This is a genomic window from Streptomyces sp. TRM64462 (assembly GCF_013362995.1).
Taxonomy (GTDB): domain Bacteria; phylum Actinomycetota; class Actinomycetes; order Streptomycetales; family Streptomycetaceae; genus Streptomyces.
In genome coordinates, this window is record NZ_JABWDV010000254.1 from 1 (window position 1) to 9984 (window position 9984).

Below are 9984 nucleotides of genomic sequence, written 5' to 3' on the forward strand. Positions count from 1 at the left end.
CCCGTCGGCCACCGCAGCGACCAGCGCGATCACCACCACGGCGCCGAGCGCCAGCCACCAGGACGTGTCCATACCCCGGACGTTACCGGCCCGCACCCCACCCCGCCCGGCCGCCCTCCTCCGTACGCACCCGTCCGCACGGCCCGCGCACAGCCCCCTCACACGTCCATCCGAACCGGTGACAGCTCGGGTGAGTTCCCCCACAACGGGCCGCCACGAAGGAGCGCCCCGCCCCACCGCGCCTTACGCTCGACGCACCGCACGACCTCCCCCCGTCAGCGCTCCCCCCGCTCCCGTCCACGGAGGTTCACGCTCCATGAAGCTCACCGTCGTCGGCTGCTCCGGGTCGTTCCCGTCCGCGGAATCGGCCTGTTCGAGCTACCTCGTCGAGGCCGACGGCTTCCGGCTGCTCCTCGACATGGGCAACGGCGCCCTGGGCGAGCTGCAGCGCCACTGCGGTCTCTACGACCTCGACGCGATCTTCCTCAGCCATCTGCACGCCGATCACTGCATCGACATGTGCGGGTACTTCGTCGCGCGCTACTACCGCCACGAGGGCGGCCGCTGCGGCGCGATCCCCGTGTACGCGCCCGACGGCGCCGAGCAGCGGCTGACCACGGCGTACGCGGACACGCCGTCCCCCACCTCCATGAGCGAGGTGTTCGACTTCCGCACGCTCAAGTCGGGCTCGTTCGACATCGGCCCCTTCCAGGTGCGGACCGAGCGGGTGTGCCACCCGGTCGAGGCGTACGGCATCCGGATCGAGCACGGCGGCAGGACCCTCACGTACTCCGGCGACACGGGCGTGTGCGACGCCCTGGACGAGCTGGCGGCCGGCGCGGACCTGTTCCTGTGCGAGGCGTCCTTCACGCACGGCAAGGAGGACATCCCGGAGCTGCACCTCAACGGCCGCGAGGCCGGTGCCCACGCGGCGCGGGCCGGGGTGAGGCGCCTGGTCCTGACGCACATCCCGCCGTGGACGGACGGCGACCGCAACCTCGCCGACGCCCGCGCGGTGTACGAAGGACCGGCGGAGCTGGCGAGGCCGGGCGCGGTGTACGAGCTGTAGCGGCAGCGGACACGGGTGGGCCCCGGGACCTGGATGCGAACCAGGTCCCGGGGCCCACCCACAGGTGCGTACGGCCGGTCGCGTACGGCCGTGTGCGTACGGCCTACTTGGCCTCCGCCTTCTCCAGCTCCGCCAGCTCCTCGTCGGACTCGCGGCCCGGCGTCGGCAGGTTGAACTTGACGATCGCGAAGCGGAACACCGCGTAGTAGACCGCCGCGAAGCAGAGGCCCACCAGGGCCAGGCCCCACGGGTTGGTCGCGATGCCCAGGTTCAGCAGGAAGTCGATCGCGCCGGCCGAGAAGCCGAAGCCGTCCTTCATGCCGAGCGCCCAGGTCAGCGCCATGGACACACCGGTCAGCACGGCGTGGACCGCGTACAGGACCGGGGCGATGAACATGAACGTGAACTCGATCGGCTCGGTCACACCGGTGACGAACGAGGTCAGCGCGAGCGACAGCATCATGCCGCCGACGACCTTGCGGCGCTCGGGGCGGGCGCAGTGGACGATGGCGAGGCAGGCCGCCGGGAGGGCGAACATCATGATCGGGAAGAAGCCGGTCATGAACTGCCCGGCGGTCGGGTCGCCGGCGAGGAAGCGGGCGATGTCGCCGGTCTTGCCGTCGAACTCACCGGCCTGGAGCCACGGGAAGGAGTTCAGGAGGTGGTGCATGCCGACCGGGATGAGCGCGCGGTTGGCGACACCGAAGATGCCCGCGCCGACGGCGCCGGAGTTGACGAGGCTCTCACCGAACCAGTGCAGGCCCGCGCCGAGCCACGGCCAGATCAGGCCGAACACGATGCCGGCGAGCAGACCGGCGAAGGCCGACAGGATCGGGACGAGCCGGCGGCCGCCGAAGAAGCCCGCCCAGTCGGGCAGCTTCGTACGGTAGAAGCGCTGGTAGAGCAGGGCGACGATGATGCCCATGACGACGCCGCCGAGCACCTTGGCGTCGACGGCCTGGTCCACCATGACGATCTTGCCGTCGACGATGGCTTCCACCTGCGGCAGGCTGCTGTCCGTGAACGTGCCGAGGACGTTCTTGAAGACCAGGTAGCCGACCACGGCGGCGAGGGCGGTGGAGCCGTCCGACTTCTTGGCGAAGCCGATCGCGATGCCGACGGCGAACAGCAGCGCCATGTTGTTCAGCAGCGCGAGGCCGCCCGCGGCCATGTACTCTGCGATCTTGTTGACGAAGGCCGGGAGCGACTCCCTGCCGAGCATGTCGTCCTGACCGAAACGCGTCAGCAGCGCGGCCGCGGGCAGCACGGCGACCGGCAGCATCAGGCTGCGGCCGATGCGCTGCATGACCGCCATCACGCCCGCGCCCTTCTTCTTCTGCTCCGCCGCGGGGGCGGCGCTGGCCGTGGACATCAACTTCCTCCATGGGGCAGGCGCCGCCCAGGCAGAAAGATGGGGACGGCGGCGTCTCGGGGGAACGCGGCACGGGGGACAGGGCCGCGTGGTCTACACCATTAGTGGTGTAGACCTGTTGTAGCACGGTCGGGGTTAGATAAGGAACCTGCAGATTTGTGACGCGTCCGCTACGGCTTGGTGATGTCCCGCTCCATGGCCTCCTCGATCTCCTCCGGCTCACGCCCCGGCGTCGGCAGCTTGAAGAGCGTGATCGCGAAGCGGAAGACGAGGTAGTACACGACCGCGAAGCCGAGCCCGATCGGGATGATCAGCCAGGGTTTCGTGCCCAGGTGCCAGTTCACGACGTAGTCGATCAGGCCCGCCGAGAAGCTGAACCCCGCGTGCACCCCGAGCGCCCACGTCACCGCCATCGAGACCCCGGTCAGCAGCGCGTGCAGCCCGTACAGCAGCGGCGCCGCGAACATGAACGAGAACTCGATCGGCTCGGTGACCCCCGTGACGAACGACGTCAGCGCCACCGACACCATCAGGCCCGCCACCTCGTGCCGCCGCTCCGGGCGCGCGGTGTGCGCGATGGCCAGGGCCGCGGCCGGCAGGCCGAACATCATGATCGGGAAGAAGCCCGACATGAACTGCCCCGCCGTCGGGTCCTCCGCGAAGAACCGCGTCAGGTCGCCCTGCACCACGGTCCCGTCCGGCTGGGTGAACTGACCCGCCTGGAACCAGAAGAACGTGTTGATGAACTGGTGCATGCCGACCGGGATGAGCAGCCGGTTCGCGATGCCGAAGATCCCCGCGCCCCACGCGCCGAGCCCGATGAGCTGCCGCGCGAACGCCTCCAGCGCGTCACCGACCGGCTCCCACAGCAGCCCGAAGGCGACGCCGATCACCACGCACAGGAACGCCATCTGGATCGGCACGAGCCGCCGCCCGTTGAAGAAGCCGAGCCAGTCCACGAGCTTCGTACGGTGGTAGCGCTGCCACACCACCGCGGTGAGCAGCCCGATGAGGATGCCGCCCAGCACACCGGGGTTCTGCGGCACGCCTTCCGGCACGTCGGGCGTGACCGTCCCCTCCCTCGGGAACGCCTCCAGCACGTTGAAGTAGACGAGGAAGCCCACCACGGCCGCCAGAGCCGTCGACCCGTCGGCTTTCTTCGCGAACCCGATCGCCACCCCGATGCAGAACAGCAGCGGCAGCCCGAACGACCCGTCGAGGATCGCCGTACCGCCCTTGAGCAGCACGCTCGACGTCTTGTCCCAGAAGGTGCCGCCCAGGTACGCGGAGAACAGATTGCCCAGGCTGACGAGCAGACCGGCCGCGGGCAGCACGGCCACCGGGAGCTGGAGGCTGCGCCCCACCTTCTGCAGCCCCTGGAGGAGCCCGCTCCACGGCGACTTCCGCCGGGCGGCCGCGCTGTCCGTACGGTCGTTACGGTCGTTGCTCATCCGCGTCCTCCCGAACAAGACTGGTGTAGACCAGTTGCGATAGGCTCCGGAGCCCCGGCCGCGGCAGGGTGCCGGTGATCGTCATGCTCGATGACGGGACGGCAGCTCGCCCGCGTAGATGGGCCAACCGTGAGTTACCGTGACATCGCGGACTGCGGACCCAAGGCCGCGCCGAGACCGCGCTCTTTGAAAAACAGGGAGAAAGACATGGCCACCAAGGCTGAGAAGATCGTCGCCGGGCTCGGTGGGATCGACAACATCGAAGAGGTCGAGGGCTGCATCACCCGCCTGCGCACCGAGGTCAGCGACCCGGCCCTGGTCGACGAGGCCGCCCTGAAGGCCGCCGGAGCCCACGGCGTCGTCAAGATGGGCTCGGCGATCCAGGTCGTGATCGGCACCGACGCCGACCCCATCGCCGCCGAGATCGAAGACATGATGTGACCTGCCGCCGCTCGCGCAGGCAGCACCCCTGACGAGGCCCGCCCCGCCCGCCGCACCGCCGGCCCGGGACGGGCTTCGTCATGGCCCCCGGTCTTGCCCCGTCGTACGGAGACCCCCGCCCGGAGCAGGACCGTCCGTCCACCGCCTAGGCTCTGTCCCATGACGCGAATCGACGGCCGTACGCCCGAACAGCTCCGCCCGGTGACCATTCAGCGCGGCTGGAGCAAGCACGCCGAGGGGTCCGTGCTCATCTCCTGCGGCGACACCAGGGTCTTCTGCACCGCCTCGGTCACCGAGGGCGTTCCGCGCTGGCGCAAGGGGAGCGGCGAGGGCTGGGTCACCGCCGAGTACTCGATGCTGCCCCGCTCCACCAACACCCGCGGCGACCGCGAGTCCGTACGCGGCAAGATCGGCGGCCGTACGCACGAGATCTCCCGCCTCATCGGCCGCTCGCTGCGCGCCGTCATTGACTACAAGGCGCTCGGCGAGAACACCATCGTCCTCGACTGCGACGTCCTCCAGGCCGACGGCGGCACCCGCACCACCGCCATCACCGGCGCGTACGTCGCGCTCGCCGACGCCGTCGCCTGGGCGCAGAAGAACAAGCTCGTCAAGGCCGGACGCAAGCCGCTCACCGGCACCGTCGCCGCCGTCTCCGTCGGCATCGTCGACGGCACCCCGCTCCTCGACCTCTGCTACGAGGAGGACGTCCGCGCCGAGACCGACATGAACGTCGTCTGCACCGGCGACGGCCGCTTCGTCGAGGTCCAGGGCACCGCCGAGGGCGAGCCGTTCGACCGCAAGGAGCTCAACGCGCTCCTGGACCTGGCCACCGGCGGCTGCGCCGACCTCGCCGCGCTCCAGAACGAGGCCCTCGGCCAGACCCTCTGAGCAACCCGGCCGCCACGGCCGGGCGTCTCATCCAGCACGGGCGGGCGTACGGGACGTCCCGTACGCCCGTGCACCCGTCACCACCAGGGGAGGACCCACCCATGCGTCGCCACCGCACCACCGCCGCCGCCGTCGCCGCGGGCACCGCACTCGCCGCCGTCCTCACGCTCACCGGCTGCGGCGCCCTGGACAAGGCGCTGGACTGCGTCCAGACCGCCGACGCCATCGCCACCAGCGTCGACCGGCTCACCCAGGCCGTCGGCAACGCGGGCGACCCGACCCAGATCGAGGAGTCCCTGGCGGACATCGACAAGGAGCTGGCCACGCTCAAGGACAAGACCGGCGACGCCGACCTGTCGAAGGCCGTCGACGACCTCTCGAAGGGCGTCGACGAGGTCCGCACCGCCGTCAAGAACGGCGACGCCACCCCCGACATCACGCCCGTCACCGACGCGGCCGCAGAGGTGGGCAAGGTCTGCACGTCCTGACCCACCCCGCCGGGGGCGCCCTCGGAACGGCCTAATGGCCGGACGTGGCCTTCAGGCCGACCACGGCCACCAGCAGCAGGCAGACGAAGAAGATCCGGGCGGCGGTCGCGGGCTCACCGAGCACCAGCATCCCGACGACCGCCGCACCGGCGGCACCGATACCGACCCACACGCCGTACGCCGTGCCGATCGGCAGGGTCTTGGTGGCCTGGGCCAGCAGGGCCATGCTGGCGACGATGCCGAGGCCCGTCAGCAGACTGGGCCAGAGGCGGGTGAATCCGTCGGTGAACTTCATTCCGATCGACCAGCCGATCTCCAGCAGACCGGCGGCGATGAGCAGGACCCAGGCCATGACGACACGCACCCTTCGGGACGAGAGGACTTCAGCGGTGCGTCGTCTTTGCCTTATGTCCCGGTACGGCGCGTCTCGTCGGGTTCGTACAACCGTAGCAAACTCAGAGGTAGAGGCCCGTGGAGTCCTCGGAGCCCTCGAAGCGGTCGGCGGCGACGGCGTGCAGGTCGCGCTCGCGCATCAGGACGTACGCGACGCCCCGCACCTCGACCTCGGCGCGGTCCTCGGGGTCGTACAGCACCCGGTCGCCGGGCTCCACGGTCCGTACGTTCTGGCCGACGGCGACCACCTCGGCCCAGGCCAGCCTGCGGCCTACGGCGGCGGTCGCCGGGATGAGAATGCCGCCTCCGGAGCGCCGCTCGCCCTCGGGAACGTCGGACCGGACCAGCACCCGGTCGTGCAGCATCCGGATGGGCAACTTGTCGTGGGTGTTCTCGCTCACCCCATGAACTTACCTGGCGTGGACCGCCCGAGTGCGCGCGAGGGCCGGGTCAGCCCTTGCGCTTGCGCGACGACACGGCGATCAGGCCGATCACGCCGACGGCGACGAGCGCGACCGGCAGCACGCGCTCCAGGCGCGGGGAGCCGTCGTCCGTCACGAAGCGCGCCTTCACGTCGGTCACGACCCGGTTCACGGTGACGAAGGCCCGGCCTGCCGTCTCGTCGACCGTGGACGCCACCTTCGCCTTCGCGTCACCGATGATCGTCTTCGGGTGCATCCGTACGCCGATCTCGTCGAGCGTGAGGGCGAGCTGCTCGCGCCGGCGGACGATGTCCGCCTCGATCTGTGCGGGGGTCCTGTCGTCCGACACCGCGCTGCCTCCGTGGGTGGTGGTCGTGGGATCCGTGGGGTGCGTCATGGACAGTTTGTCAGCTCGTACGGGACGGGGCTGTCACAGACCCCCATTAGGCTCGGTCGGGTACCGAGCCTTACCCCCCGTCGAGGAGACCGAGAGTCATGAGCGAGCGACTGCAGCCCGGCGACACCGCCCCCGCCTTCACCCTGCCCGACGCGGACGGCAACGAGATCTCGCTCGCGGACCACCAGGGCCGCAAGGTCATCGTCTACTTCTACCCTGCGGCGCTGACCCCGGGCTGCACCAAGCAGGCGTGCGACTTCACGGACAACCTGGCGCTGCTGGCGGACGCGGGCTACGACGTGATCGGCGTGTCCCCGGACAAGCCGGAGAAGCTCGCGAAGTTCCGCGAGAAGGAGGACCTGAAGGTCACGCTGGTCGGCGACCCGGAGAAGAAGGTCCTGGAGGCGTACGGCGCCTTCGGCGAGAAGAAGCTGTACGGCAAGACGGTGACGGGCGTGATCCGCTCGACGGTGATCGTGGACGAGAACGGCAAGGTCGAGCGCGCGCTCTACAACGTGAAGGCGACCGGCCATGTCGCGAAGATCATCAAGGATCTGGGCATCTGACTCCGACTCCACCCCAACCGCGCCACCTTCCCGAACGGCCCGCACCGCACCCGAGCGGTACGGGCCGTTCCGTTTATCAGACGTAACTGTCCGATATTCGGTTCGTTGCTCCGTACGATGTCGCGAACGCGCGGCCGAGAACGGAGGGGACGCACGATGCCGGTCAGGTACACCCGGGAGTTGCTCATCGAGGCGGCGCGGGAGACGAAGAACTGGGACGACGCGGTGCGCTGGTGCGGCGGGACACCGACGGTGGGCAGCAGACGCTATCTGCGCAAGAAGATGGCGGAGGCAGGGGCGGACGTCTCCCACTTCCCCACACGGTGGGCCCGCCACACGCAGGAGACACTGCGCGAGGTGGTCGCTCTCTCGACCAGTGTCCAGGAGGTCGTGCGCCGCCTCGGCCTCAGCCCGGTGGGCGGCAACAACACCCACATAAGCCGTCGGATCACGGCGCTCGGCATCGACACGTCGCACTTCTCGCCGACACGGCGGGGTGTCCGCAAGGGCTCCCGAGGACCTCTCATGGCTCTCCGGGCACCAGAGGCGGGCAGAGTGCCCGGAGAGCGGCTCCGACGCGAACTGCTCCGGACCGGCATACCGGAACGCTGCACGATGTGCGGTACGGGCCCCGAGTGGAACGGCAAACCACTTCGGCTCGAAGTCGACCACGTCAACGGGGACTGGTGGGACAACCGCCCGGAGAACCTCCGGCTGCTGTGCCCCAACTGTCATGCCGTCACTGACACGTACCGGGGCCGTAGGCGGACGGCCCCGGTAGCATGAGCACACCCAGGTACACCCGGGATCTGCTGACCAGGACCGCTGCCGCGTCATCCAGCCTCGTGGATCTCATGCGCCGCCTGGGTGCGCCTTTTGGAAGCGGGCCGCTGAGATACCTACGGGGCAGGCTGGCGCACTACGGAATCGATACATCCCACTTCGTCGAGGAACCGCTCCCGGCCAGGGAGAAGCGCAGCTATGCGAAGGAGCGCCTCGAAGAGGCAGCCGCCCACTCACACAGCATCCGAGAAATGCTGGAGTACATGGGCTACCCGCCGCGCGACAGCCCTTACCACCACATCAGGAAGAAGCTCGACCAGTTCGGCATCGACACCTCACACTTCACGAGTGGCCGCAGGCACGGGCCAGGGATTCTGCCTCGTGAACCGCTTGCTTTCGTCATCGCCAGGTCGACAAGCCTGGCGGGTGCCCTGAGGTCTCTCGGGCTTCAGGACAGTGGCGCCGAACGGGCGCGCGTGAAGCGCAGCCTGGAAGCACACGGCATCTCCACCGCGCATTTCACCGGACAAGGGCACCGTCGGGGCACCGCCTCGCCGACCCGGAAGCCGGCCGCCGAGATCCTGAGAAGGCTTGAGCCCGGTTCGCCGCGCGCCAAGACCGTCCTGCTGAGGCGGGCGCTGGACGAACTCGGTGTACCTCACGTCTGCGCCGAGTGCGGGACTGGTGAGGTGTGGCAGGGCAGGCGGCTGGTCCTGGAGATCGACCACGTCAACGGGGATCGACTGACAATCGCCGGAAGAACCTCCGCTACCTGTGTCCGTCCTGTCACAGTCAGACGTCCACCTATGCCGGTCGATCGGCCCCGGTACAGTAGGGGCTCGCGGGTCCGTACCCCAGCTGGCCAAGAGGGCGCCGGTTTAGGTCCGGTGTGTCGTGGGTTCGAGTCCCACCGGGCCCATGGACGACGGGCGCGGCGCTCATAGTGCCGCGCCCGTCGCCATGTGTCAGCCGAGCAGTTCGCGGATGACCGGGACCAGGGCGCGGAAGGCCTGGCCGCGGTGGCTGATGGCGTTCTTCTCGTCCGGGGTGAGTTCGGCGCAGGTGCGGGTGTCGCCCTCGGGCTGGAGGATCGGGTCGTACCCGAAGCCGCCGCTGCCGGACGGGGTGTGGCGCAGCGTGCCGCGGAGCCTGCCCTCGACGACGCGCTCGGTGCCGTCGGGGAGCGCGAGGGCGGCGGCGCAGGCGAAGTGGGCGCCGCGGTGGGCGTCGTCGATGTCGGAGAGCTGCGCGAGGAGCAGGTCGAGGTTGGCCCGGTCGTCGCCGTGGGTGCCGGCCCAGCGGGCCGAGAAGATGCCGGGGGCGCCGCCGAGTACGTCGACGCAGAGGCCCGAGTCGTCGGCGACGGCCGGGCGACCGGTGGCGCGTGCCAGGGCGTGCGCCTTGAGCAGGGCGTTCTCGGCGAAGGTGACGCCGGTCTCCTTGACGTCCGGGACGTCGGGGTAGGCGTCGGCGCCCACCAGCTCGTGGGGGAGGCCGGCCTCCGCGAGGATGGCGCGGAGTTCGGTGACCTTCTTGGCGTTGCGCGTGGCGAGGATCAGGCGGGTCATGCGGTCCAGTATCGCGGGGGCGGCGGCCCCGGGGGCGCTGCCCCCCCCGGACCCCCGCTCCTCAAGCGCCGGAGGGGCTGATTTCAGCCCGTCTGGGGGTACCCCCTGCTCGAAGAGCTTGGGGGAGTTTGAGGACGAGCGCC

The 9984-nt window shown here is 69.8% G+C and carries 12 protein-coding genes, 1 tRNA gene and 1 riboswitch; of the genes, 7 read left to right on the top strand and 6 right to left on the bottom strand.

Annotation, left to right across the window (positions count from 1 at the left end):
• Positions 1 to 316: 316 nt before the first annotated feature.
• Positions 317 to 1069, top strand: coding sequence for an MBL fold metallo-hydrolase (locus tag HTZ82_RS11810; RefSeq protein WP_175409299.1), 753 nt, complete (start codon positions 317 to 319; stop codon positions 1067 to 1069).
• A gap of 103 nt (positions 1070 to 1172) precedes the next feature.
• Here HTZ82_RS11810 and HTZ82_RS11815 read toward each other — a convergent pair whose 3' ends face one another.
• Positions 1173 to 2441, bottom strand: coding sequence for a PTS transporter subunit EIIC (locus tag HTZ82_RS11815; protein WP_175409300.1), 1269 nt, complete (start codon positions 2439 to 2441; stop codon positions 1173 to 1175).
• Between the two features lie 170 nt (positions 2442 to 2611).
• A complete protein-coding gene (locus HTZ82_RS11820; protein ID WP_175409301.1) occupies positions 2612 to 3892 on the bottom strand; it encodes a PTS transporter subunit EIIC in 1281 nt (426 codons plus the stop codon).
• A 207-nt stretch (positions 3893 to 4099) separates the two neighbouring features.
• On the opposite strand from HTZ82_RS11820, the gene HTZ82_RS11825 reads away from it, so the two are divergent.
• The 3 genes from HTZ82_RS11825 to HTZ82_RS11835 all read left to right on the top strand — a co-directional run bounded on the left by HTZ82_RS11825 (position 4100) and on the right by HTZ82_RS11835 (position 5712).
• Positions 4100 to 4333 (top strand): glucose PTS transporter subunit EIIB, encoded by a 234-nt coding sequence (locus tag HTZ82_RS11825; RefSeq protein ID WP_175409302.1) that lies wholly within the window; start codon positions 4100 to 4102, stop codon positions 4331 to 4333.
• 159 nt (positions 4334 to 4492) lie between these two features.
• Positions 4493 to 5224 carry a ribonuclease PH gene (rph, locus tag HTZ82_RS11830; RefSeq protein ID WP_175409303.1) on the top strand — a complete coding sequence of 244 codons (732 nt, stop codon included), beginning with the start codon at positions 4493 to 4495 and terminating at the stop codon, positions 5222 to 5224.
• Positions 5225 to 5325: 101 nt separating this feature from the next.
• Positions 5326 to 5712: a hypothetical protein gene (locus HTZ82_RS11835; protein WP_175409304.1), complete on the top strand. Its 387-nt coding sequence runs from the start codon at positions 5326 to 5328 to the stop codon at positions 5710 to 5712.
• A gap of 31 nt (positions 5713 to 5743) precedes the next feature.
• Here HTZ82_RS11835 and HTZ82_RS11840 read toward each other — a convergent pair whose 3' ends face one another.
• The 3 genes from HTZ82_RS11840 to HTZ82_RS11850 all read right to left on the bottom strand — a co-directional run bounded on the left by HTZ82_RS11840 (position 5744) and on the right by HTZ82_RS11850 (position 6876).
• Positions 5744 to 6064 carry a multidrug efflux SMR transporter gene (locus HTZ82_RS11840; RefSeq protein ID WP_175409305.1) on the bottom strand — a complete coding sequence of 107 codons (321 nt, stop codon included), beginning with the start codon at positions 6062 to 6064 and terminating at the stop codon, positions 5744 to 5746.
• Positions 6065 to 6100: 36 nt separating this feature from the next.
• Positions 6101 to 6172, bottom strand: a riboswitch (guanidine-III (ykkC-III) riboswitch).
• Complete coding sequence (locus HTZ82_RS11845) at positions 6168 to 6506, bottom strand: co-chaperone GroES (RefSeq protein ID WP_010474424.1); 339 nt, start codon at positions 6504 to 6506, stop codon at positions 6168 to 6170. It overlaps the preceding riboswitch by 5 nt.
• Before the next feature lie 49 nt (positions 6507 to 6555).
• Entirely contained in the window at positions 6556 to 6876 is a 321-nt protein-coding gene (locus HTZ82_RS11850; RefSeq protein ID WP_175409309.1) for a DUF3618 domain-containing protein, read from the bottom strand.
• A 146-nt stretch (positions 6877 to 7022) separates the two neighbouring features.
• On the opposite strand from HTZ82_RS11850, the gene bcp reads away from it, so the two are divergent.
• The 3 genes from bcp (at position 7023) to HTZ82_RS11865 (ending at position 9192) form a co-directional block, all read left to right on the top strand.
• A complete protein-coding gene (bcp, locus tag HTZ82_RS11855) occupies positions 7023 to 7490 on the top strand; it encodes a thioredoxin-dependent thiol peroxidase (protein ID WP_175409306.1) in 468 nt (155 codons plus the stop codon).
• A gap of 156 nt (positions 7491 to 7646) precedes the next feature.
• Positions 7647 to 8276: an HNH endonuclease gene (locus tag HTZ82_RS11860; RefSeq protein ID WP_175409307.1), complete on the top strand. Its 630-nt coding sequence runs from the start codon at positions 7647 to 7649 to the stop codon at positions 8274 to 8276.
• Between the two features lie 840 nt (positions 8277 to 9116).
• Positions 9117 to 9192, top strand: a tRNA-Leu gene (locus HTZ82_RS11865).
• 46 nt (positions 9193 to 9238) lie between these two features.
• Here HTZ82_RS11865 and rdgB read toward each other — a convergent pair.
• Complete coding sequence (rdgB, locus tag HTZ82_RS11870) at positions 9239 to 9841, bottom strand: RdgB/HAM1 family non-canonical purine NTP pyrophosphatase (protein WP_175409308.1); 603 nt, start codon at positions 9839 to 9841, stop codon at positions 9239 to 9241.
• Positions 9842 to 9984 lie beyond the last annotated feature (143 nt).

Bases quoted from the DNA above. Each gene is read 5' to 3' on its own strand.
- HTZ82_RS11810 (WP_175409299.1), top strand. From the start codon at position 317: ATGAAGCTCACCGTCGTCGGCTGCTCCGGGTCGTTCCCGTCCGCGGAA.
- HTZ82_RS11815 (WP_175409300.1), bottom strand. From the start codon at position 2,441: ATGTCCACGGCCAGCGCCGCCCCCGCGGCGGAGCAGAAGAAGAAGGGC.
- HTZ82_RS11820 (WP_175409301.1), bottom strand. From the start codon at position 3,892: ATGAGCAACGACCGTAACGACCGTACGGACAGCGCGGCCGCCCGGCGG.
- HTZ82_RS11825 (WP_175409302.1), top strand. From the start codon at position 4,100: ATGGCCACCAAGGCTGAGAAGATCGTCGCCGGGCTCGGTGGGATCGAC.
- rph (WP_175409303.1), top strand. From the start codon at position 4,493: ATGACGCGAATCGACGGCCGTACGCCCGAACAGCTCCGCCCGGTGACC.
- HTZ82_RS11835 (WP_175409304.1), top strand. From the start codon at position 5,326: ATGCGTCGCCACCGCACCACCGCCGCCGCCGTCGCCGCGGGCACCGCA.
- HTZ82_RS11840 (WP_175409305.1), bottom strand. From the start codon at position 6,064: ATGGCCTGGGTCCTGCTCATCGCCGCCGGTCTGCTGGAGATCGGCTGG.
- bcp (WP_175409306.1), top strand. From the start codon at position 7,023: ATGAGCGAGCGACTGCAGCCCGGCGACACCGCCCCCGCCTTCACCCTG.
- HTZ82_RS11860 (WP_175409307.1), top strand. From the start codon at position 7,647: ATGCCGGTCAGGTACACCCGGGAGTTGCTCATCGAGGCGGCGCGGGAG.
- rdgB (WP_175409308.1), bottom strand. From the start codon at position 9,841: ATGACCCGCCTGATCCTCGCCACGCGCAACGCCAAGAAGGTCACCGAA.